21 protein-coding genes are annotated in these 24,333 nt (G+C 56.5%); 17 read left to right on the top strand and 4 right to left on the bottom strand.

Annotated features, from left to right (window positions below; translation table 11 throughout):
• Positions 1–6 precede the first annotated feature (6 nt).
• Genes AB1724_06020 through AB1724_06030 form a run of 3 tightly spaced genes read right to left on the bottom strand, consistent with a single transcriptional unit; the run spans position 7 to position 2,566 of the window.
• On the bottom strand, positions 7–717 hold the full coding sequence (locus tag AB1724_06020; GenBank protein MEW6077345.1) for a hypothetical protein: 711 nt from the start codon (positions 715–717) through the stop codon (positions 7–9).
• Between the two features lie 26 nt (positions 718–743).
• On the bottom strand, positions 744–1,403 hold the full coding sequence (locus AB1724_06025; GenBank protein MEW6077346.1) for a cobalamin-dependent protein: 660 nt from the start codon (positions 1,401–1,403) through the stop codon (positions 744–746).
• A 2-nt stretch (positions 1,404–1,405) separates the two neighbouring features.
• Complete coding sequence (locus AB1724_06030; GenBank protein MEW6077347.1) at positions 1,406–2,566, bottom strand: uroporphyrinogen decarboxylase family protein; 1,161 nt, start codon at positions 2,564–2,566, stop codon at positions 1,406–1,408.
• 388 nt (positions 2,567–2,954) lie between these two features.
• Between AB1724_06030 and AB1724_06035 the strand changes: the two genes are divergently transcribed.
• The 17 genes from AB1724_06035 to AB1724_06115 all read left to right on the top strand — a co-directional run bounded on the left by AB1724_06035 (position 2,955) and on the right by AB1724_06115 (position 23,446).
• Entirely contained in the window at positions 2,955–5,756 is a 2,802-nt protein-coding gene (locus AB1724_06035) for a PAS domain S-box protein (protein MEW6077348.1), read from the top strand.
• Positions 5,740–7,227, top strand: coding sequence for a sigma-54 dependent transcriptional regulator (locus tag AB1724_06040; protein ID MEW6077349.1), 1,488 nt, complete (start codon positions 5,740–5,742; stop codon positions 7,225–7,227). Before AB1724_06035 ends, AB1724_06040 begins: the two co-directional genes overlap by 17 nt.
• A gap of 337 nt (positions 7,228–7,564) precedes the next feature.
• Entirely contained in the window at positions 7,565–7,963 is a 399-nt protein-coding gene (locus AB1724_06045; GenBank protein MEW6077350.1) for a hypothetical protein, read from the top strand.
• Positions 7,964–7,989: 26 nt separating this feature from the next.
• Positions 7,990–8,313 carry an STAS domain-containing protein gene (locus AB1724_06050; protein ID MEW6077351.1) on the top strand — a complete coding sequence of 108 codons (324 nt, stop codon included), beginning with the start codon at positions 7,990–7,992 and terminating at the stop codon, positions 8,311–8,313.
• Between the two features lie 112 nt (positions 8,314–8,425).
• A complete protein-coding gene (locus AB1724_06055; protein ID MEW6077352.1) occupies positions 8,426–10,534 on the top strand; it encodes a chemotaxis protein CheA in 2,109 nt (702 codons plus the stop codon).
• Between the two features lie 50 nt (positions 10,535–10,584).
• Positions 10,585–12,660, top strand: a complete 2,076-nt coding sequence (locus AB1724_06060) for a methyl-accepting chemotaxis protein (GenBank protein MEW6077353.1) — start codon at positions 10,585–10,587, stop codon at positions 12,658–12,660.
• Positions 12,661–12,706: 46 nt separating this feature from the next.
• Positions 12,707–14,647 (top strand): methyl-accepting chemotaxis protein, encoded by a 1,941-nt coding sequence (locus AB1724_06065; protein ID MEW6077354.1) that lies wholly within the window; start codon positions 12,707–12,709, stop codon positions 14,645–14,647.
• 28 nt (positions 14,648–14,675) lie between these two features.
• Entirely contained in the window at positions 14,676–15,182 is a 507-nt protein-coding gene (locus AB1724_06070; GenBank protein ID MEW6077355.1) for a chemotaxis protein CheW, read from the top strand.
• Complete coding sequence (locus AB1724_06075; GenBank protein ID MEW6077356.1) at positions 15,175–16,080, top strand: CheR family methyltransferase; 906 nt, start codon at positions 15,175–15,177, stop codon at positions 16,078–16,080. The genes AB1724_06070 and AB1724_06075 overlap by 8 nt, the downstream gene beginning before the upstream one ends.
• Before the next feature lie 20 nt (positions 16,081–16,100).
• Positions 16,101–16,550, top strand: a complete 450-nt coding sequence (locus tag AB1724_06080; protein ID MEW6077357.1) for a response regulator — start codon at positions 16,101–16,103, stop codon at positions 16,548–16,550.
• A complete protein-coding gene (locus tag AB1724_06085) occupies positions 16,547–17,107 on the top strand; it encodes a chemotaxis protein CheD (GenBank protein MEW6077358.1) in 561 nt (186 codons plus the stop codon). Before AB1724_06080 ends, AB1724_06085 begins: the two co-directional genes overlap by 4 nt.
• A complete protein-coding gene (locus AB1724_06090) occupies positions 17,100–18,221 on the top strand; it encodes a chemotaxis response regulator protein-glutamate methylesterase (GenBank protein MEW6077359.1) in 1,122 nt (373 codons plus the stop codon). The genes AB1724_06085 and AB1724_06090 overlap by 8 nt, the downstream gene beginning before the upstream one ends.
• A 406-nt stretch (positions 18,222–18,627) precedes the next feature.
• Positions 18,628–20,421, top strand: a complete 1,794-nt coding sequence (locus AB1724_06095; protein MEW6077360.1) for a hypothetical protein — start codon at positions 18,628–18,630, stop codon at positions 20,419–20,421.
• A gap of 78 nt (positions 20,422–20,499) precedes the next feature.
• Positions 20,500–20,871, top strand: coding sequence for a response regulator (locus tag AB1724_06100; protein MEW6077361.1), 372 nt, complete (start codon positions 20,500–20,502; stop codon positions 20,869–20,871).
• Positions 20,872–20,934: 63 nt separating this feature from the next.
• On the top strand, positions 20,935–22,563 hold the full coding sequence (locus AB1724_06105; protein ID MEW6077362.1) for an HD domain-containing phosphohydrolase: 1,629 nt from the start codon (positions 20,935–20,937) through the stop codon (positions 22,561–22,563).
• The gene (locus AB1724_06110) at positions 22,517–23,071 is read left to right on the top strand and encodes a hypothetical protein (protein ID MEW6077363.1); all 555 of its coding nucleotides are present in this window, start codon (positions 22,517–22,519) and stop codon (positions 23,069–23,071) included. Before AB1724_06105 ends, AB1724_06110 begins: the two co-directional genes overlap by 47 nt.
• Before the next feature lie 51 nt (positions 23,072–23,122).
• Positions 23,123–23,446, top strand: coding sequence for a PilZ domain-containing protein (locus AB1724_06115; GenBank protein MEW6077364.1), 324 nt, complete (start codon positions 23,123–23,125; stop codon positions 23,444–23,446).
• A 12-nt stretch (positions 23,447–23,458) separates the two neighbouring features.
• Here the strand turns inward: AB1724_06115 and AB1724_06120 are convergent, their stop codons facing one another.
• The gene (locus AB1724_06120; GenBank protein ID MEW6077365.1) at positions 23,459–24,196 is read right to left on the bottom strand and encodes a J domain-containing protein; all 738 of its coding nucleotides are present in this window, start codon (positions 24,194–24,196) and stop codon (positions 23,459–23,461) included.
• Positions 24,197–24,333 lie beyond the last annotated feature (137 nt).

A 24,333-nucleotide genomic window follows, 5' to 3' on the forward strand; every position in this document is an offset into this window, starting at 1 on the left:
CGGAGTTCAGGCTCTCCGGTGGTCGCAGGTCATGTTCCGGCAGAAGGGGCAGGGCCAGGCCAGGGGCACCTGGTCGGCGGTGATGATCACCGCGGACACAGATTTTGACGGCAGCATGGCGCCGGAAGGCAGGGCCTTGACGCCGATGACGGCCGGGTCCAGAAAAGCGAACATCCCTTTCTGGCCGGCGGCCAGGGGCCAGTCGCAATATCCCGGGCTGAACCGGCGGGAACAGGCCATGGCGTTTTTTTGCGCCCAGCCGACAATGTTGTCCTCGACCCGGGCGGCCGCCTGTTCGATCAGTTCCGACCCGAATCCGTCCAGCACATAGGCCTCAAACAGCTCCATCCGTTCCCTGACGCGGTCAAACGCCTCGCCCAGGGTCAGCACGAAACAGACCATGGCCCGCGGCGCCGCCATACGGGAGACAACCCGGGCCCAATGGGGGCTGAAGACAACGATTTCCCGGCCCGTGATCTTTTCCTCGTCCCAGGCGTCGATGGCCGTCATCCGGCCGATACCGGCCAGGCTGACCGCGTCCAGGCCGGTCTGGATCGCTGCCCGGATCTTTTCCCGAATGGGCTGGGAGACGTTGTCGGAGTCATAGCCGACGCGGACAGTGGTCCGGGACACATAATCGGCCGCTTCCCGGCTTAAAGAAAGCCGATCGGGAGAAAAGCCGGAAAACAGAAAACCGTCGGTCAGATGATCCCACATAGGCTTGAAGCGGTATCGTTTACCCGTTATTTGTGAGCGATCCGGCCGGTGGTGTGAACGGTCAGGACGCGACGGGTCTCATCCGGTAGAGTAATGGCGTTCTCGGCGTAACCGTCGGCGCCGATCCGTCTGGCCAGTTCCGGGTCAAAGGGCGCGCCGCCGACAAAAATGATTATTTCAGGCCACCGCTGCCGGACCTGTTCAATCAGCTTGCCCATGTTTTCAAGGGGCGTGGACATCATGGTCGAAAGCGCCAGCACCTGGGGGTTAAACGATTCAATGGCTTCAAAAAACACCTCGTTGGGCACGTTGCGGCCCACGTCCCGGACCTGATACCCGCTGGCTTCCAGAACCGCGGCCACGATGTTCTTGCCCAGGTCATGGACATCGCCCTCGACCACGCCGATGACGATCCGGGGGGCCTGGTCATTGTGGGCCGCCGGAAAACGCTCCTTGAGAAAGGCGGTCCCCCGACGGTAGGCGTCGATAGACAGAAGAAAATCGGGGATGGCGTATTCTCCCTGTTTGAACTTCTTGCGGGCGTTTTCAATGCCCCGGTTCAATGCCGCCAGGAGCTGGTCGGCGGTGACGTCGTCCCGCAGGGCCGGCAGGGTCTGCGTCAACCCCTCCATATCGCGGGCCGTCACCTTTTCTTCAATCCCCTTCAGGCAGGATTCATCGGCCATGGTTATTTCCTCCCGTATGTTTTCGCCGCCTTGATCAGGGCAAAGGCGTTGGTCAAAGGAATATTAGGCGGATACTCGCACTCCGGCGCCAGGATAAAACCTCCCCCCGGCGCCAGCACGTCGATCTGTCTTTTCGCCTCATCCATGACTTCTTTGGGCGTTCCATGCACCAGCAGCGCCGTCGGCACATACCCCAGCAGGGTGGTCTGATCCCCGTATTTCTGTTTCATTTCCTGAGGCGTTTGACAATCATCCGGCAGCCTGCCGAAACTGATAAACTCCGGTTCCATGGACCGGATCTGGGCGTCAAAATAAGGCGCGTCCCCGCAGTTGTGAATTCCCACCAGGTGGCCGGTGGCTTTGATCGCCCGGCTGATTTCCCGGGCGAAGGGCCCTTCGATGTCTTCCCAGACATCCTTGGGCAGGGCGCTTCTGGAAGCAAACAGAGTATCGATGGCCACGGCCGGCACACCGGCGGCGCACTGGGCCTGGACATATTCGATCAGCACGCCGGTAATGGTCTCGCAGGCGGCTTTGACGTCATTGGGATATAGCAGACAATCCTTGAACAGATGCTCCGCCCCCCGCATCATGTTCAATACCCCCAGCGGGCCGAAGACAAACCCGGACACGATGGACCGCCAGCCGACCTTTTCCACCATGATGCGGCACAGCTTCACGAATTCGCTCATCCGGCGGGCATCGGACAATCGCACCGGTTTCACCTTCCGGTAGTCTTCATGGCCGGTCAGCATCGGCCGGTTGTAGTCCGGCTGGGGCGTGGACCGTTCGGGGTAGACCATGGCCTGGCCGAAATCAGCCGCTTCCACCGACAGATCCAGCAACAACACCACCGCATCGCCGCCGACAAATTCAAATCCGTCCAGATAGACCCGGGCGGCTTTTTCCGCGTCCAGGGCAAAATCCGGAAAAGTGATGCCTGAGATCTGCCGGGCGCCGGAACACAGGATCGGCGTCACCGGCACCCGGTCGGGTTCCTTGTGACAGAGGGTTATCAGCATCCGCTCCAGATTGGACAATTCCTGAAAACGTCCCCGCAGGCCGGCCATTGAGGCCAGCAGGTTGAGCATCGGCTCAGGCACCAGGCCCATGGGCGGCACCTTGCGGTCCCTGATGTGCTGCAAGATAATTCGCCAGTTCATTCGCTGTTCCTTAAACTTATGATACGATAATTTTTTAATTCGCCCCTGCTTTTGGAATTATGTTGGAAGGAGTTAATTTTCTGAGGCCGAATAAGTCAAAAGCTAAACTTTTAACTTTTAATAAATTCTCGTCGCAATCCTACCATTTGTCAAGTTTTTTTCTTATTACAACCTAAAAGTTAATCCCTATCATTTGTGTTGATTTCTCCTCCCCGAGCAGGTATTCTTCTTATTAATTAGGGGGCATCACAGGGCCTTTACGCGATTCCCGAAGATTGAAGCGTAATCCGTCCCTGATGAGCGTTTATGCTGCTTCGTCATAAATACCGATTCGGCCTTGCCATTGATCGGCGATGACGGTAGCCATCTCTATTTTAAAGACAACGAGATGAAGTCAATTCTCATTAAAGCATTTTCCGCCTTGCGCCGGCTTTTCGCCGCGGACGCCGGTTCCTGTTCCGGGAAAAATCGGAAAGCCGTGCTCCCCGAATCCGTGGACAAAGACGCCGATACCCGGCTGATTCTCAAATCGACCAGCATCATGCTGGCCGTCCTGGACCGCGATGTCTGTTTTACCTACGTCAGTCCCTCTTATGAACGGTTCCTGGGTTACATCCCGGATGAATTGATCGGGAAATCAGGGCTTGATCTCATTCACCCGGACGACCTGGACCGGTTGTTGGCCATTCTGGCCAAGGGGGTAGCCGGCGTCATCGACGACGTCAAGCTGATCACCTACCGGGCCATCCACAAAAACGGCGGGATTCGATATATCCGATCTTCTTTTGACTCTTTCCGGGACGGGCAGGGCAACCTTGAAAAAATCATCGCCGTGGGTGACGATATTACCGAACGCATGGCCATTGAATCCGCCCTGGCGGAAAGCGAGCAGCGGTTAAGGGCGATAATGGACACCGTGCCTCTGGTTATTTCCGAAATCGACTGCGCCGGAAGATTCCAGTTCGTCAACAATGCCTATGCCCGGATCTTCGGGTACACATCGGACGATTTAAAAACCATGAGCATCAGGGACTTGGCCGTGTCCCGGCGGGAAGGCGACCGCCTGATGGCGATGCTGGAAGAACTGGCCGCGGAGCAGCCGCCGCCCCTGCCCTGGGAAGGGCGCAACCGCGCCAAAAGCGGCAAGATCCTGGATGTGGTGGTGGACTGGGATTACAAACGAGACGAGCGGGGGCAGGTCACGGGATTCATCACGGCCATCTCCGATGTCTCGGAAGCAAAAAAAACGGAAGACGCCCTGCGACAGAGCCAGCAACGCTATCAGGCCATGTTCAATAACGTCCCCGCCGGCGTGGCGGTCTACCAGCCGGTCGACGACGGTCGTGATTTTGTATTAATCGATTTCAACAACGCCGCGGAACAGATTGAAAACATATCCCGGGAAGCAATCATCGGCAGAAAAGTCAGTGACGTTTTCCCCGGCGTGAAATCCTTCGGTCTCTTCGAGGTCCTGCAGCGGGTTAACGAGACCGGCCGGCCGGAGCAGCATCCGGTTGCCCTGTATCAGGACGACCGGATCAGCAGCTGGCGAAAAAACTTTGTCTACAAGCTGCCCAGTGGTGAAATTGTGGCGCTTTACATCGACGAAACCGATCGCGTCCGGATCGAGGAAGCAAGGCGGGAAAGCGACGCCCGGTTCCGTTCCCTGGTGGAGTATTCCGCTGATCATGTTTTCATGATCAACCACGAAGGTGAGTACCTGTTCAGCAACGACCGCCTGAACCGGAACGACTTTTTGGGGAAGGAACCGCTGGCCGGCAAACCGCTTGAAGCCGCCTATCCTCCGGAACTGGCCGCCCGTTTCCGGCGTCTGGTGGCCCATGTTTTCAAACACGGCAACGTCACGTCCTTTGAACACGAGATAAGGGAGCCGGGCGGTCTGTTCGTCTATCTGAATACCCTTTACCCTATTTACAAAAACGGCAGGACCTGGGCCGTGGGCGGCATCAGCCGCGACATTACCACCCGCAAACGATACGAGCAGGAGCTACAGCAGAAGACGCGGGAACTGGAAAGGACCGTCGAGGAACTGCGCCAGACCCAGCGCCGGATCATCGACCAGGAGCGACAGCGGGCATTGTCACTGATGGCCAGCGGCATCGCTCACGATTTCAACAATTCCCTGACATCCATCCAGGGGATTTCCGATCTGCTACTCCAGACGCCGGAAAAAATGAACAACCCCAAAACCGTCAAAGACTATATCACCCTGATCAACAACGCGGCCAGGGATGCGGCCCAGATCGTCCGGCGCTTGAGAAAATTTTACCGTCCCGGCGACAACGAACCGATCGGATCGGTTGACGTCAATGCCTTGATCGAGGAAGCCCTTGCCCTCACGGAACCCGTTTGGAGGAGCAAGGCCCAGGCCAGGGGCGCTTTTATCACCATTGAGAAAGACCTGGAAGACAAGGCCGCCATCACAGGAAACCGGGCTGAAATTCATGACGTCATCACCAACCTGATATTTAACGCCGTCGATGCCATGCCCCAGGGCGGAACCCTGCGGCTTCTCACCCGCCGGGACGGCGAATGGCTGGAGATTATCGTCAATGACAGCGGTATCGGCATGGACAGCAACGTTCGCGCGCAATGCCTTAACCCCTTTTTCACCACCAAGGGAGAGGCCGGCAGCGGCCTGGGCCTGGCTACGGTCCAGGGAATCATCACCCGGCACGGGGGAGAGATCAGGATTGAAAGCGCGCCGGGCCGGGGAACGACTTTCGTGCTGCGCCTGCCGGCATCAATCCATAAACAGGTGCCGGCACCGGCCAGGCAGTCACCGGGAGGCACCCTCCCACCGCTCAACATTCTCATTGTTGATGACGAGGAGCATCAGCGCCTCCTGCTGCAAAAATATCTGCAAAAGGATAACCACCGGATTCAGACCGCCAGCAACGGTGAAGACGGCATGCGCAAGTTCAGTGAAGACCGTTATGACCTGGTCATTACCGATCTGGCCATGCCCAATTTGAGCGGCACCGCCCTGGCCCGCGATATCAAGCGCAATGCGCCGGACAAACCGGTTATCCTGTTGACCGGATTCGGCGATATGCCGGACACAATCAAGGAAAACCAGGATATCGTTGATCTGGTCATCACCAAGCCGGTCACGCTGGCGCGGCTCCGGGAAGCCATTTCGCAGTTGATTTATGAAAGAGAAGGATGACCCGTACCCCAAAAGCACATACGAAAGCAATGGCAGAAACATGACCACCATACTCATTATCGATGACGAACCATCCATTTGCATGCTGCTGGCGGAAACCGTGTCCCAGGAAGGCTGGACTCCCGTGTTCGCTCATACGCTTGCGGAAGCCCGGGACAAAACGACCACCGAAACTATTGACATTGTCCTGCTGGATATTCATCTTCCCGACGGCAGCGGCCTGGAATCCGTATCCGCCTTTGTCAGCAGCCCCGGATCTCCGGAAGTCATCATCATCACCGGCTACGGTCATTCGGATGCGGCCGGCCTGGCGCTGGAGCACGGCGCCTGGGACTATATTGAAAAACCGATCAACATTAAAAAAATCATCCTGTCCATCCGTCGCGCCCTGCAATTCCGTCAGGCCAAACAGGACGGGAAAAAAAGCCGGGTACTCAAGCGCAACGGAATTGTCGGAATCAGCCAGGCCATCAACGAATCACTGGAACAGATGGCCGAAGCGGCCGAAGGGGAACACAGCGTTCTGCTGACCGGTGAAACCGGCACCGGCAAGGAACTTTTCGCCCGGGCCATTCATATGAACAGCCAGCGCGCGGAACAGAACTTCATGGTGGTGGACTGCACCGCGCTCAGCGAAACCCTGATCGAAAGCAGCCTCTTCGGCCATGTCAAAGGCGCTTTTACGGACGCCGGGAGGGATCGCGACGGTCTGATCAAACTGGCCCACCGGGGCACGCTGTTTCTGGATGAAGTCGGCGAACTGCCCCTGGAAATACAGAAAAAATTCCTGCGGGTCCTGGAAGAGAAAAAGTTCCGGCCGGTCGGCAGCACCGTGGAGCTGAAAAGCGATTTCCGCCTGATTTCAGCCACCAACCGGAACCTGGAGGCAATGGTCGACGCCGGCACCTTCCGCAGCGATCTGCTTTATCGCATCAAATCACAGAAACTGGTGCTGCCGCCCCTGCGGAGCCGGAAAGAAGATATTCCCGAGCTGGTCAACCATTACCAGGCCAGAATATGCCGCCGACTGGCCATTCCGCCCAAAACCATCCACCCGGAGTTCCTGCAGTGCCTGTGCGACTATGACTGGCCGGGAAACGTCCGGCAACTGGTCAATCTGCTGGATCAGGTCATCTGTTCGGCCAGAACGACCGCGGCCCTGTTTCACAAGCACCTGCCGGTGGAAATTCGCTCGGCCGTCATCCGGCAGCAGACCCAGCCCGGGAGAGTGGTTATTGCCCCTGGCGGAAAGGAGCCGGAACCTGCTAAAGCGGCCGGAAACAGTCTGCCGAACTGGCAGGATTTCAGGAAAACTGCCCTGGAAGACGCGGAAACAGAGTATTTCAACCGCCTGTTATCCGTAACCCAGGGTGATATCAAACAGATGGTAAAAATCGCCGACATGAGCAAATCCAGGATTTACGGCCTGATCAACAAACATAATCTCACTCAGAAAAAAATTTCCGGTTGAGAACGTTCCTTCAGCGAGTGCCCGACCGGAACGGGCAGGGGTTTTGTCTAATGATTCAGGACACTGTTCCAAATTTTCTGGAAAAGCCCCGGGCGGCCGGCAAGGCCGCAAACACTTGCCAGTCAAGGATTCAGCCGAATTTCTCCGGACGGGATGAACAGCGGTGTCCGGCCCCCCGGACGGCGTGTCTGGCCGGCAGCATCTTGCCGCTTTTTCTGGAATAACACAACTATTTGTTTTTCATATAATTTTTACCCAAAACCCCCTCAAGGCACAATTATTGCTGTGGTAAGGTCGCTGTTTGAATAACAATGCATATTGATGAGGACGCATTCACATGATCGTATATGCAGACTTATGTCGACCCGACCACCACAAAAACGGCCTGGAAAAACTGATGCGTCAGAAATTACCCGGCCGGGCGGAATATATCCACGGACTGGATGAACTGAAAAATCGACTTCGGGCATCGCTATACAATATCGACATCATGGTCATCCATGTCGGTGATTCCTCGCCGATAAAGGAACTCCTTGAACATCAGAACGACTTAAAAGAACTGAATATCATTCTGATCATTAACGAAATCGCCTCCAACGAACGAATCGCGCAACTACTCAAGCTGTATCCGCGATACATGACCTTTGACCCGGCCGATCAGATTGTCATGTCCCTTCTGGAACACCGGCTCAGAGAAAAAGAGCAGCCGTTTAAAACCGCCGCGAATACCAACTGATTTTACCGGCAGGGGGGAAGCAGTGTATGGGAGAAATCATTCTTCACAGTGACTGCCTGATCAACCGGGCGGGGGAACTCCACCGGCTTTTTCTTCATCTGCTGGCCGGCGCCGATGAACAGGTGGAAATCGACATGTCGGCGACCGGCAGATGTGACGTCTCGTTTTTCCAGTTACTATGCTCCGCCTGTCGCAGCTATTTCCACGACCACAAAAGAATCGTACTGACAGCACCACTGCCTCCCGCCCTTTCCGAACAATTCAGGAAAGCCGGCTTTCACCTGGCCTGTTCCACCTGCGGCCAGACCGGATGCCCGTTGAAGGGAGCGCTGTCCCCTGATAACTCATAAACGATTCGAGGCCCGGGGGTGAGCGGGCTCGAAGAGCAGACGGAAAAATCAATCCGTTAAAAAGATACATCTGACAAGCACAAACCCATTAACATCATCAATCGGCCCGGACATGACCAAAGAATTCAAAGCCAGACAGATATTTATCGAAGAAGCCCGGGATGAGCTGCTGCCGGAACTGGAAAACGCCCTCCTGGAACTGGGCGGCCATCCGGATGATCCGGCGCTGATCAACCGGGTTTTCCGCGCCCTGCACACCCTCAAGGGCTCCGGCGCCATGTTCGGTTTTGACCGGCTCTCCGGACTGGCCCACGAAATGGAAACGGTCTTTGACAATGTCCGCAACGGTCTCTACCGGGTTACCAACCCGCTGGTGGAACTGACCCTGACGGCCAAGGATCAGTTTCATCTGCTGGTTAATGATCCGGAGTCCGTTAGCGCCCAGACGATTCAGGACCTGGCCCGGGCCTTCCGGGACATGGATGCGGACAAGACACCGGCCGGCAGCGCCCAGGACGGTCGCGCGACTGCAGACAGCCCGGCCGATCCGCAGTCCTGGGCGGTCTATCACATCCGTTTCAAACCGCGGCCCGGGATTTTCAGCACCGGGACCAATCCGCTTTTCCTGCTGGATGAATTAACCGAGCTGGGCGTGACGCGCGTTATCGCCCATGCCGGCGGCATCCCCCTTCTGGAAGCCATGGACCCGGAGGCATGCTATGTCTGGTGGGATATCCTCCTGGCCACGGACCGGGGAATCAACGCCATAAAAGACGTGTTCATATTCGTGGAAGGCGACTGCGAATTAACGATTGATGTTATTGCCGATCATGTGCAACCGGGTCATGAGTCACCGGTTTTCGAGGAACTGGGGCGGCGGCTGCTGGAGGAAGAGACCATCGGCCTGGAGACCCTGCGCCAGGCCTTTATCGACAAGATACGTTCCACGGACGGAAAAGACATCGTTGCGGAAAACATTCAGCGGCCGGCCGCGACCGGAGGCCCGGACCGGACTTTAACCGACCGGCGTTCCGGGAAAGACCGCCGCGGCGAGCCCAGGTCCATATCCAGCATGCGGGTCCAGGCCGTCAAACTGGATCAACTGGTCAACCTGGTCGGGGAACTGGTCATCGCTCAGACCCGTCTCTCCCGGCTGGCAATTGAAAAAGACGATCCGGCCCTGGCGGAAATCGCCGAAACCATTGAACGTTTAAGCAATGACCTGCGGGAAAACACGCTGGATATCCGCATGCTGCCCATCGGCGCCAGTTTTGGAAAATTCAAGCGCGTCGTCTGGGACCTGTCGTCCCAGCGGGGGAAAACGGTGGAACTGGTCACCGAGGGCGCGGCCACTGAACTGGACAAGACCGTTATCGAACGACTGGATGATCCCCTGGTACACCTGCTGCGGAACAGCATCGACCACGGCATTGAACCCACGGAAGAACGGCGCCGGGCGGGAAAGCCGCCCCAGGGTAAAATTATCTTCTCCGCCGAGCATTCCGGCGGGCATGTCATCATCACCATATCCGATGACGGCCGCGGCATTGACCCGGACGCCGTCAGGGCCAAAGCCGTTGAAAGAGGTCTCCTGAACCCTGACGCGACCCCGGACGAAAAAGAACTGTTCAACTTCATCTTTGAACCCGGCTTTTCCACCGCCAGCCAGGTTACCGATCTGTCCGGCCGGGGGGTCGGCATGGACGTCGTCAAGCAGAGCATCACCGCCCTGCGGGGCAAAGTAACGGTCGCCAGCGAAAAAGGACGGGGCACCACCGTTACCATGAAACTGCCCCTGACCCTGGCCATTATCGATGGTCTCCAGGTCCGCATCGGCGGGGAAAACTTCATTGTACCGCTGGCCGTGGTCAGCGAATGCCTGGAGTTGGCCGGCGGCAAAAACGGTTCCCGGGAAAACCGGCTCATCAACCTGCGGGATCAACTGGTCCCTTTTCTTAACCTGCGGGAGTGGTTTTCCATCAGCGGATCACCGCCGGGCAATGAACAGGTAGTGATTGTCTCCTCGGAAAAGGCCCTGGTCGGACTGGTCGTTGACGAGGTCATCGGCCTGCAGCAGACGGTCATTAAAAACCTGGGCGCGGCCTACAAGGACATAAAGGGCATTTCCGGCGCCACCATCCAGGGAGACGGCAGCATTGCCCTGATCCTGGACGTGGATCTGCTGGTCCAGGAAGCGGAGGAAAGAGCCGGAACCCCTTAAACCGGATCCGGTGTCCCGGGATCCGGAACAGCGGAAAAGGAAGTAAAAAAATGAAAAATATTTCCGTAGCCAAAAAGCTGGCCATCGGCTTTGGCGCCCTGATCGTGATCATGGGCGTTGTCGGGTTCATCGGCCTGGCTCAGATGGGGTCGATCCGCGCCGCGCTGAAGGATTTCAGCCGCTGGGGCGATTACGACATGGTCATGAACGAAGATGTCGTTCAGAACGTCATCAAGGTTCAAAACTGGTTCGACGCCTATATCGCCGACCCGGGAACAGACCGTTTCGCCGATCTCCAGAGCGGCCTGCAGGAGGCCATCGACGGCAGCCGGTCCTGGTCCGAACTGGTTTCCGACGCCCCCCGCCTGAAAGAGCAGGCGGACAAAAGTCTGGAAAACCTCAGCAACCTGAAACAGTCCGCGGAGGAACTGGCCAAAACATTCTCGTCTTTGAGCAATATTCGGCGTCAGCAGGAGATGCTGGTTGAACAAATTCTTTCCCGCCTGGATCACGCCATGAAGGAAATCATCGAGCCGGCCATCAGTTCCGCCGTGATTGCCAAAGACATTCAGTCCTTCATTGACTGGAACGCCATCGGCACCCTGGCCAACGATGCCATCATCGTCAATACCCTCAAGCTACAGGCCGCGGCGCACAGTTACGAGATCAATGGCAATGAAGCCGACTGGAAACAGCTGCAGGAGCATCAGGCCGCGCTGGCCAAAGGACTGGAGGAGTGGAAAGCGCTCATCACCGATAAGCCCCCCCTGGTGTCCACCTACGAGAACGCCGCCGAAAGCCTGAATACCTTTTCCGGCCTGTCAAACAGTTTTCATGACGCCTTCCTGTGGGTCAACGATTACAGGAAAGAAACCAGGGGGAAACTGCAAGACCTGGTAGACACCCTGGAAAAGCTGATGGAAGAGGTCATCGACCCGGAAAAATCGGCCCGTGTGGAAAAGGCCGAGCAGGCATACGGCAGTGGACGATTGCTGATTCTGGTCGGACTGATTCTGGCCGTTATGACCGGACTTCTCCTGGCGGCTCTGCTGACACGGGGAATTACCGGCCCGCTGCGGTCCGTGGTCGCATCGCTGAACGCCATTGCCGACGGCGACCTGACCGTGGCGCCGGCGGTATCCCAGCAGGATGAAATCGGCCAGCTGGCCGATGCGCAAAGGAACATGATTGACCGGTTGAAAGAGGTGGTCGTCCAGGTCCAGTCCGCTTCCGAAAACGTCGCTTCCGGCAGCGAGGAGATGAGTTCTTCTTCCGAGGAACTGTCCCAGGGGGCTACTGAACAGGCCTCCCATCTGGAAGAGGTGACTTCCAGCATGGAACAGATGGGATCTAACATCAACCAGAACGCCGACAACGCCGTGGAGACCGAAAAAATCGCCCGGCAGGCGGCCCGGGACGCCGAAGCGGGAGGCCGCCAGGTGCAGAACACGGTCCGGGCCATGAATGAAATCGCCGGCAAAATCTCCATCATCGAAGAGATCGCCCGGCAGACCAACCTGCTGGCCTTGAACGCGGCCATTGAGGCGGCCCGGGCCGGAGAAGCCGGTAAGGGATTTGCCGTGGTGGCGGCGGAAGTGAGAAAACTGGCCGAGCGCAGCGGACTGGCGGCCAAGGAAATCGGAGAGCTGTCGGCCAGCAGCGTGGACGTGGCGAAACAGGCCGGAATCATGCTGGAAAAAATGGTACCGGATATCCGCAGAACCGCCGAACTGGTCCAGGAAATCAGCGCCGCCTCAAAAGAACAGACGGCCGGCGCGGACCAGATCAACCAGGCCATTTCCCAGCTTGACCAGGTAGTACAGCAAAACGCTTCCTCGGCCGAAGAGGTCTCCTCCACGGCCCAGGAACTGGCCAGCCAGGCCCAGCAACTGCAAAGCGCGGTAACCTTTTTCAAGGTCGGTGAGTCAACCGGCAAAAAGCAGGGTTATCTCCGGGCCACAAACGATCCGGGGAAAAGGATACCCGCCCTGACCCCGTCAAAGGCCGGCAATCATCTGGATGAGACGGCTGGCGAAACGCTATTGCCCGGAAAAGCAGCCATACGGCAGCCCGTCCCCGGCGCGGCGGTCAACGATAGGGTTGATCATGAATTCGAACGGTATTGAATTACCAACAGCATCGCGTCCGGCAAAAAGGTAAGGAATAACCGCCATGGAATCAAAAAGCATGAATATCGGGGCCCGGATAAACCTGATCATGACCGGAATGATTGTTCTCATATTCGTCGTGTTCGGAGCGTATGTCAATTACCTGCTTCACAAACAGATCAGGGACGCCACCAGTGAAAGAATGGTCGAGCAGGTAAACGACCTGGTTGAAGTCATCGCAATCGAACTGCAGGGCAACCGGGAAAAGATCGGCCTGTCGATGCATCTGGCCAGCAATTACTTCCAGCGGCAGGGGCAACTGGTTGAGGCCCCCGACGCCTTCGTGGAATTTACCGCCACCAACCAGTTTACCGGTGAAACCGCCGCGGCAAAGGTCAATCAGTGGTATCTTGGCGAACAGCCGGTCCAGAACCGGTTCGAAGTAGTGGATGCCATCAGCGCCATGGGCGTCGCTACCGCCACCATCTTTCAAAAAATACCCCAGGGTTATCTGCGGATATCCACCAACGTGAAAAAAACCGACGGCAGCCGGGCCGTGGGCACTTTCATCCCCTCCAGCAGCCCGGTGGCCCAGGCCATTGACCGGGGAGAAACCTATTCCGGACGTGCCTGGGTGGTAAATGACTGGTATGTTACCGGTTACGAGCCGATCCGGATAGACAATGAAATCAAAGGGATCCTCTATGTGGGAATGCCCGAAAAAAACCTCCCCAAGATTAAGGCATTATTTAACAGCAAGAAATTCTTCCAGACGGGATTCCCCTACATGGTGGACGGGGAGGGGAAACTGATTGTCCATCCCGTCAGCGCCGGCGAGAGTGTCGCTGGAACCGACTTCTTTAAAGCCATGCTCGACCATAAGACCGGCGCCGTCGAAAAGCACACGTTTTCGTGGGAAGGAAAGAAAAAAATTCAGTATTTTCGGTATTTCGAGCCGTTAAACGCTTTTGTGGCGGTTGAGTTTTACGCCGCTGAAATGAACAGGATCCTGAATCAAATACGTCTGATTCTACTGATCGTCACCATCGCCGCCATTATTCTGGTGACGCTGGCGTTGCGCGCCATTGTCCGTTCCGTGGTGTCGGCTTTGAACAAGGGCGTTGTCTTCGCCACCCGAGTGGCCGCGGGAGATTTGACCGCCACGATGGATATCCGGCGCAAGGACGAAATCGGCAATCTGGCCGGAGCGCTCAAGGAAATGGCCGAAAAGCTGAAAGCGGTCGTCACTCAAGTTCAGGAGGCAGCCAACCATGTCTCGTCCGGCGGCGAAGAGATGCGGTCCTCTTCCGAAGCACTCTCCCAGGGCGCCACGGAACAGGCCTCTCATCTGGAAGAGATTACTTCCAGCATGGAGGAGATGGGATCGAACATCAACCAGAACGCCGACAATGCCGCTGAAACCGAGAAAATCGCCCGGCAGGCGGCCGGGGATGCCGAAGAAGGCGGCCGCCAGGTGCAGAACACGGTCCGGGCCATGAAAGAAATCGCCGGCAAAATTTCCATCATCGAAGAGATCGCCCGACAGACCAACCTGCTGGCCTTAAACGCCGCCATTGAAGCGGCCCGGGCCGGAGATGCCGGAAAAGGATTTGCCGTGGTGGCGGCGGAGGTGAGAAAACTGGCTGAACGCAGCGGCATGGCGGCCAAGGAAATCGGCGCGTTGTCGGCGACCAGCGTTGACGTGGCCGAAAAGGCCGGGCAAATGCTGGAAAAAATCGTGCCCGATATCCGCAAAACCGCCGAACTGGTCCAGGAAATCAGTGCCGCTTCCAAGGAGCAGACGGCCGGCGCGTCCCAGATCAACCAGGCCATTTCCCAACTGGACCAGGTCGTGCAGCGGAACGCCTCTTTCGCCGAAGAGGTCGCCTCCACGGCCCAGGAGCTGTCCGGTCAGGCGCAGCAGCTCCAGGACAGCATGAGCTTTTTCAAAACAGCCGGTGATGCCGGCGCCGGATCGGGTCCGCGACCGTTGTTAACGAAATAAACCAAACCCGCCGAAATAAGGAGAGACCATGAACGACACGAAAAACGCCCAGAGCAACACCTATCTTACCTTTTATCTGGATGAGGAGTTGTTCGGCCTGAATATCCAGATGGTACGTGAGGTCCTGGAATACACGCCGGTCACCCGGGTACCCATGACCGCCGATTTCATGCTCGGTGTCATCAACGTTCGCGGTCATGTGGTGCCGGTCGTCGATTTGAGGCGGAAATTCGGATTAAACCGAACGGAGCAGACCGTCAACACCTGCATCATTATTGTGGAGATCGCTATTGAAGGCGACTCCTCGACCATGGGCGCCCTGGTAGACGGCGTTCAGGAAGTCATGGATATCATGCCGGAGCAGATTGAAAAATCGCCCCGCCTGGGCAGCCGCATTGAAACCCGTTTCATTCAGGGCATCGGCAAGCTGACCGACCGGTTTGTCATCCTGCTGAATATCCAGTCCGCCTTTTCCCTGGATGAGCTGTCCATGATCGCCGAAATACAGCAGCAGACCGAGGAGCAGAATGCCTGATCTTATGTGCGCGAATCACGGTACCGCCCTGAACACGGGCCAGGGGAAAACAGCGGAGCCCATCTGGACCCCTCCGCCGCCCATGACCAGCGGAGAATTCAAATCCATCGGCGGCTTTATCCAGTCGGAATTCGGCATTAAAATGCCGCCGGCAAAAAAAATCATGCTGCAGTCCCGCCTGACCAAACGCCTGCGGGCGATGAAGATGAGCAGTTACCGCCAGTATATGGAATACCTTTTTTCACCGGAAGGAATGGAAAAAGAGCTGCCTTACATGATCGACGCGGTCACCACCAACAAGACCGACTTCTTCCGGGAGCAGGCACACTTTGACTTTCTCTATAACACCCTGCTGCCCCAATGGTTCCTGGCGACCGGCGGCAGGGAGGTGTTCACCGCCTGGAGCGCCGGCTGCGCCACCGGCGAAGAACCTTACAGCCTGGCCATCATGTTGAGCGAGTTTGCCAGAGTGCAGCCGTCTTTCACGTTTGAAGTCACGGCTACGGACGTCTCCCGGGAAGTGGTTGAAAAAGCCAGTCAGGCGATTTATCCGGCCAGAAGAACCGACACCATTCCCGCCGAACTGCGGAAACGGTATCTGATGAGGAGCAGAGACCGTCAGAAACAGCTGACGCGCATCGTGCCGGAAGTCAGGAGCCGGGTGAAATTCTCTTTGCTGAACCTGATGAAAACCTTTTCCTGCCCCCGGGAATACGATATCATCTTCTGCCGTAATGTCATCATCTATTTTGAACGGGTGGTGCAGGAAGAACTGTTCAATAAATGCTGCAACTGTTTGAAGCACAATGGTTATCTTTTTATCGGCCATTCCGAAACCTTAAACGGCATGCGCCTGCCGCTGCGGCAGATCCGGCCGACCGTATATCAAAAAGCGTAAGGCTTTTGCAGGAGGTAAACATGCAGAGAATACTGATCGTTGATGACAGCCCGTCCATCCGTGAGGGAATGCTCGCCATTCTGACGCCGCTGGCGGAATGCCACGTGGCCACCAACGGCCAGGAAGCGGTGGACCTGATCAAGCGCACACAGGGAAAAGGGAAATATTTCGACCTGGTAATAATGGACGTTATCATGCCGGAAAAAGACGGCCTGACAGCCGTCAAGGAAATCCGGGCATTCGAAAAAGAACAGGGCTGGAGCGGTGACGATACCCTGACCATCATCATTGCCACTACCATTAAGGATCCCGCCAGGATTCTGGTCGCCCAGTATGAATGCGGCGCCGACGCCTATATCGCCAAGCCCTTTACCGAAAAAACGGTCCTCCAGACCTTGCGCAACAACGGCCTGAATTCCGGTTCCGATGACATCGTCGACAACCCGAATCAGTGGAGCTTTTCCGAATGAAACCTGAACCGGAAATCCTGCCTAAAAACAACGACCTGGCCGACTGGGTGAATGTGTATTTAAAACAGGGTGAATTCTATATCTCCGGCGGCAGTCCGGTTCAGGTTCGAACGGTGCTGGGGTCCTGCGTTACGGTGACCATGTACTGTCCGGTCCGTAACATCGGCGGCATCACCCATTCCCTGCTTCCCTATCCCCTGCCCAATACGGTCGACGCGCCCAATCTGACCGGCCGTTATGTCAATCTCAGTATCCGCCACGTGTTCAGCCGCATGGCCGTTCTGGGCGTCAACGTCAAAACACTGGAAGTGAAAATCTTCGGCGGCGGCCAGATGTTTTTACCGGTTCCGGGGAAACCGGTGCAGGAGGCGCTCAATATCGGACGCCGGAACGTGGAAACCGCCTTAAAGACCATCCAGGAGCTGGGATTGAATATCACCGCCACTGATGTGGGCGGCAATCATGGCAGAAAGCTGCTGTTTTTCCCTCACCGGGGAGACGTCTGGATCAAAAAAATCAACCGCACTGTAAACCAGAAAACAGAAGGCCATGACTAAACCTCCCATCCGGGTTCTGATAGTTGACGATTCCGCCCTGGTCCGGCAGACCCTCAAGGAAATCCTGGACGTGGACCCGGACATCCAGGTCATGGGAACGGCCCCGGACCCCTATCAGGCGGCCAGGAAAATGAGCGCCGACATGCCGGATGTCCTGACCCTGGATATCGAAATGCCTCGGATGGACGGCCTCACCTTTTTAGACCGGATCATGGCCCAGCACCCCATCCCCGTTATCATCTGCTCGGCGCTGACGGAAAAGAATTCGGAACTGGCACTGAAGGCCATCGAACATGGCGCGGTGGATGTCATCAATAAACCGCGGCTGGGTGTACGCCAGTTTTTTGAAGAAGCCCGCATCCGGATCACCGACGTGGTGAAAGCCGCCGCCGGAGCCAGAATCTCGCGGCCGCCGAAGATCCCCATCCCGTCCCGGGCATACGCGGTGGAACCGAAACTGACGGCCGACGCCATGATGCCGGGCATCAAACCGGGCCAGACCGTTTTCCAGACCACCGACAAGGTCCTGGTCGTGGGGGCCTCCACCGGCGGCACCGAGGCGCTGCGGGTGCTGCTGGAGGCCATGCCCCTGGACGCGCCGGGCATCGTGGTGGTTCAGCACATGCCCGAACACTTCACCACCGCTTTTGCCCAGCGGCTGAACGGGATCTGCGGCATTACCGTCAAGGAAGCCGACGACGGCGACCCGGTGCTCAAGGGCCAGGCCCTGATCGCTCCCGGCAACCGGCACACCCTGCTGAAAAGAAGCGGCGCCAAGTATCTGGTCCAGGTGAAAGACGGGCCCCTGGTGTCCCGGCACCGGCCGTCGGTGGATGTACTGTTCCGGTCGGCCGCGCGCTATGCCGGCGGAAACGCCATCGGCGTCATCATGACCGGGATGGGTGATGACGGCGCCCGCGGCATGCGGGAGATGCACGATACCGGCGCCTACACCATCGCCCAGGACGAGGTATCCTGTGTTGTCTACGGCATGCCCAAGGAAGCGGTCAAAATGGGAGGAGTCGATCAGGTTCTGCCGCTGAACAAAATTGCCGCGGAAGTCATCCGCTACTACAAAAAACACACGGAATACTCGATCCAGACTGTCTCATAACCGTTTTTTTGTCTAACGATTCAGGACATCACTCCCAATTTGCTGGAAACAGGCCATGTTCTTCGACCGCCGCCAGCCAGCGCTATGCAAGGGATAGCGCGTCTTTTTGCTGCCGTTATCCAAACCGACCTTTTAATCGATATGTCACCGGCGCCCGGTTGAGACACTTCTCTTAATCCCACAAAATGAATGTAAGTATTTGAATTTAAAAATTAAAAATGATATATTTCTCGTTGAGGCACAGTTTTTGCTACCCTTACAGTAAATGTTATCAGGTACATAAACGATGAGATTTGCGGCTCTGTTAAAAAAAATATCAAAAAATCAAACGGATGACATCGATCTGAAGGAATGGATGCCGCCCGGGGGATCTCTTTGCACGGAGAGCCCTCAGCCGCAAATCCCTGTGCATGTCGACCAGACGGAAGCCGCCGAGGTTCTGGAACAGACCTTTCCCGATATAACAGCGTCCATGGACGATTTTATTGAAGGGTCGGAGGCCGATTTCATGCTGCTGGGCATCGGATTGCGGACCGTTCATGCCAACGTGACGGAACTCACCGAACTGATGCTCGGCACGGTAAAACGCATGGGTTCGGACACCAAAGGCGGTTTTCTGGACAGGGGCCGGCAGATCCTGAACGAATCCATGGCCGATATTCAAACCCGCCAGAATGAGGTCCGGGCCAACCTGACTCGTATCAACGCCCTGATGGGCGACATTGAAAAACTGCACACGACCAGCAAACTGATAAAAAAATTCGCTCAATCGCTTAAAACCGTCGCCCTGACTATGCTGGTGGAAAACGCCCGCACCATCGACCTGTCCGTCAACATCTTTTCCGACGTCGCCCTGGAGATCAAAGACCTTTCGGTCAATATCAGCGGCATTGCCCATGACGTTTATAAAAACGTGGAAAAAGCCCGGGAAGTCCACCGCATCACCCGGGAAGAGATATCCGACGGCATCAAGCGACTGGAAACCCTCACCGACCAGATCCGGACGACGGTCCAGGAATCAACCCATGACACCGAAGAACTAATGCGTTTTTCCGTCGACACCATTGAAGAGTCCGGGAGGCGCTCCCGGGAAATTTCCCGGCAGGTGGCTGAAATCGTGGTCGGTGTTCAGTTCCACGACAACATGAAGCAGCGGCTGGTGAAAATCATCGAAATTCTCAACGCCATCCTGACGGCCATGGAAAGGGCCCCTGATTCAACTTCACCGGAAGGACGGGCCGACCGCGTCACCGTAGCCGCGGTCATCCGGGAACTGGTCGACAGGCTGGATGAAATAAACAAGGAGCTCAACGGCGTTTATGATAAAAACAGGACGGCCTTGAAAAGGATTCACGGCGAGGTAAACGACCTGCTCCAGGGCCTCCGGCCCATCACTTCCGACGAACGGGATCTGCGGGCGGTCACCTTCATGAACGACCCCTTCTCCCACCTGAAGGACGCCCTGCGTCAGTTGCACGACCTGCTGAACCGGGGGGAGACATTCTACCGCCAGATTCAGGAAGCGGCCGATCAGGTCGCCGATATCGCCTCCGACCTGTCCAAGCTCCTGGGGCTGGTCCGCAGCATCAGCGCCAATACCCACAACAAGGCCATCAATTCCATTATCGCGGCCAACCGCCAGGGAGAAAAAGGCGGCGCCCTCAAGCTGCTGGCCCAGGCCATGAATGAGCTGGCCACGAAATCCGACGGGTTTTCCGGTGAGGTCGAAAACATCATCACCTCCATTATCAGTTCCGCCGAAGAAATCAGCCGCAAAGAGACAACGGCGCCGGCAGGCCCGGGAGAAGATGACTTTTCCATCACCCGCCTGGAAAAGATCATGAATGACATATCCTTAGAATACGAACGGTTCAGGGACAACTCCCTGGCCGCCTACGAACGCGCCAAAGATCTGAAAAAAGCTACGGACACGACATTGACCAGCCTGGATTTCTTCAAGGGCCTGTCACAGAGGATTGATGAATTCCGCGACCGGCTGGCCACTCTGACGGTCCGGAACAGCCTTCAGGACATTCTTATCGCGGCGGATGTCACCGACCGGGGCCACGTTCCTGGAAAACACACCGCCGAGCAGAAAGACAACATCATCCTCTTTGAAGAGGCCCGACGGTCGATCATGGGAAACGGTTATGACGCCTCCGGCCATGAAGAAATGGACAGCAACGTGGAGCTTTTTTAGCGAGACGATAATGATCGCCTGACGGATGACAGGATTCTTACGGTGATCATACCGAATTCGATAGGGAGAGAATGGCAGATGGGTCAGACAATTATGGTGGTGGATGATTCAACCAGCGTCCGGAAAATGGTTGCCTTTACCCTGGAGAACGCCGGTTACAAGGTGCTGGAAGCCGAAAACGGCATGGACGCGCTGGAGAAATTAAACGGGGCGCAGGTCAACATGTTCATCGTGGATTTGAACATGCCGCATGTGGATGGATTCGAGTTGACCCGCTCCGTGCGCGCCATGCAGGAATACCGGTTTACCCCCATTGTCATGCTCACGACGGAGTCTCTGGAGGCAAAAAAAAGGGAGGGAAAAGCCGCCGGCGCCACCGGCTGGATTACCAAGCCGTTTAAACCGGACCAGTTGATCGGCGTGGTCAAAAAAGTCATGCCCCATAATTAAGCCATGCCGTGATGGTCAATCATGCGCGTATTCTTCCTTTAAAACGTTTACAGCGGCCCCCCCATGCGATCCGAGATATCCTCCATACTGATCATTGACGACAAAGAAACCGGTACCGGCTTGATGAAGGCGGCCCTGGAGAGTTTGGACTGGTCGGTGGTCGAAATCAATGATGCCCGCCAGGGCCTGAACATGGTTTTTGAAATAGACCCGGACATCATCTTCCTGGCCGTTGAGGGAGACGGATATTACTGGCCCCAGATCCTGTCGCAGATATCCAGAAAAGCGCCGGACCGTCCGGTCATCACCTTCTTTACCGGAAAACCCGTCATGGATGACATCAGCCTCTCGTTTCAGATGGGCGCCTTTGACTGCCTTTCGTTTTCACCGGCCGCCGCCCTCGACCTGGGTCAAACCGTCAACCGTGCCCTGAAGGAAGCCCGGCGTCGCCGCCGGGAGCGGACGGCCCGGGAGCGTTTTGAAAAATCTTTGCGCGAATCGGAACAGACCATCGCCCGCCTGCTGTCAGAACTCCAGACAACCAGAAAATCGCTGGCGGACGAGCAGAACCGGCGGTTATGCGCGGAACAGGCTGCCCGGCAGAACCAGCAGACCTTTCAGATCATGTTCGAAAACACCCGCGATGCCATCATCCATTTAAACCGGGACGGATTTGTGGTCAACACCAACGGTACCGTCCTGGACGTCTTCGGCCTGAGACCCGACGAAGTAATGGGCAAGGATTTGAGCGGCTACGAATTCCTGGGATGCGATTACCGGCAGGCACTGGAACTTTATAAAAACGCCCCGTCGGACGTTCCTTTCCCCGCTTTTGAAGTGGAGGCGTTTCACAAAAACGGGCATAAAATCTATATCGAAACCCAGGCCAAACAGATGATAACCGACAACGCCTGCGACGGTATCATCAATATCATCCGGGACATCACCCCCCAGAAAAGGCTGGAAAACACAAAAAACGCCACCATCCTGGGGCTGGCCAAACTGGCGGAATCCAGAGACGACAGCACCGGCCGCCACCTGGAACGTGTTCGGGAATATGCGCGGCTGATCACCCAGGCCATCAGCCGGCTGCCCAAATACGCCCGCTATATTACCCCGGCTTACATCAAGGATATTTACCTCTCATCCATCCTGCACGATATCGGCAAGGTCAGTATCCCGGACGCGATTCTGCTCAAGCCGGGACGTCTTAGCCCGGAAGAATTCGATATCATTAAACAGCACACGCTGGTCGGCGGAGACGCGCTGGCGGCCGTGGACGCGGAACTAAAGGAACAGTCGTTCCTGACGCTGGGCAAGGAAATCGCCTATTACCACCACGAATCATGGAACGGCCGCGGATACCCCAGAGGGTTGGAGGGTGAAGAGATCCCCCTGTCGGCGCGGATCGTCGCCCTGGCGGACGTCTATGACGCCCTGACGACCAGACGGATATACAAGGACGCCTATTCCCACGAGGAGTCGGCGGCGATTATCCTGGAGGAGAGGGGCCAAAAATTCGATCCGGATATTGTCGATGCCTTTGGCGCCAGCCTGGAGGAGTTTGACAGAGTCCGCCGCAGGATAGACAGCAGAGACAAAGGATGCCGTTTCAATGAATACACCCATCAACCAGGAAAATCCTATGCCAGACAGGAAAAGACCTTCCGACGCACACAAACCCGACCTTGACTGGAGCCAGATCAGGGAAACCGTCATGATGCTGAATGTCGCCCTTTCCCAGGTGGAACGGTCACTGACCGAAGGCGACGAATCGGTCAACGCCCTGACCCGTCTGTTCGTCACACTGATGGGAAAATTGCAGGTTATTCTGATGGCCTCGGAAACAATGCCGGAAGGCCGGGAAAAGAGCGCCATCCTGAAAAACTGCCGGGATGTTTCGGAAATCGTCAACGACGTCATCGTCGCCTTTCAGTTTTACGACAAGATGACCCAGCGGCTGTCCCATGTCAGCCTGAATCTTTCCGCCCTGGGCGACCTGATCAATGACCCCCACCGCCTTTACTCCCCATATGAATGGCGGGGGTTGCAGGAGATGATCAAGTCGAAGTATTATATCGATGCCGATCGTCAGATGTTTACCGCCATCCTCAACGGGGCCAGTGTCAAAGAAGCCCTTGAAATCGGGGAGATGAACCGGCGCAGGGAAAAGGACAGGAACACCGTGGAGGTCTTTTAAGATACACGGGTTTAACGGGGACACTAACGATGACGCGATCAGGATCGATCCATGACAGCCGATGATCATCAGGACAGACCCGTCCAGCCGTCAGGGGAAGACTGGGTTAAAAAAAGGCATCATCCGAGAAAGAATCTCAGGTTGTGCGTGACCATGGCCCACGGGCAGAAGACCGGGGAGCATCACGCGCGCGATATCAGTCTGGGAGGCATTTTCGTGGAAACCAGAGAAAAGCTGTCTCTGGGACAGGAGGTCCGGATCACGCTTCCCTTTTCCAATCAGAATCGTCAGATCAAAATGAACGGCAAAGTCGTCCGGGTAACCGAGGAGGGCGTCGGCGTTCAGTTTGATATCCTCGATATTGATATCGCCTGAGAATTCGGCAGATCAGTGGTACCGGAGCCGACGGTTGTGCTGTTCCATTCGCCCGACCATCAGATTGATCTGGATAAGGGACATCAGGCCGTTTTCTATAAAATGCCGGCCGAACAGCGGCTGCATCCGCCGCTGCCTGCCGGTCACGGCCAGTTGTTGAAAATGGGAGAGCAAGCCGTTTCTCCGGGCGCATTCACCGAACATCTCTCCCCGTTTCTTGATCTTCAATATCAACCGGATCTGCTCGTCGGAGAGAAAATTCCACTGCCGGGCGATTTCTCCGAACAGGGGGCGCTGCCGTTTCTGCCAGACAATGGCGCCAATCAGCGTTCTCCAGGAAATGACTTTTGAATAGTACAGATATTCCCCCAGCCGCAACTGCCTCTGCGGCAGGATCCCCTGATGGTAAAAGTCGTTCATGACCGGCCGGCGCACTCGGGCCGAAGACCACTGCGGCCGGGGCCGTTGGTGCGTTCGGGGGGTGACACGATCCGTCGCCCCCCGCAACCGAAAGGTCTGCAGGGCCTGGTAGGCGAAAGTCAGCTCCTGAAACAGGCGGGTCAATTCTTCCGGGCTGCGGCCCAGGGCTGATGACCGGTCCGGGTGTGTCTTCAGGGCGTTTTTGCGGAAGGCCGTCTTGAGATCTTCCTCCGCGAGGGCCGTTAAAAAACCGGCATCAATAATTCCGGCGGTCGGGAACATCAGCTTGCAGGCATTGAGTATATCGGCTCCGAGGAACGGACCGCTCATGGATCTTTCTCCTGATGATCGTCAACCCGGCCGGAATAACCGGCAATTCATAAAACGCTATTTTGAAAATAATACGGGGGATATGCCCGGGTGTCAAGCACCTGTCCAAAAAAGAGAAATCCGGGGAAAAGGCGGCT

Source organism: Thermodesulfobacteriota bacterium (assembly GCA_040753795.1).
Classification (GTDB): Bacteria; Desulfobacterota; Desulfobacteria; order Desulfobacterales; family Desulfosudaceae; genus JBFMDX01.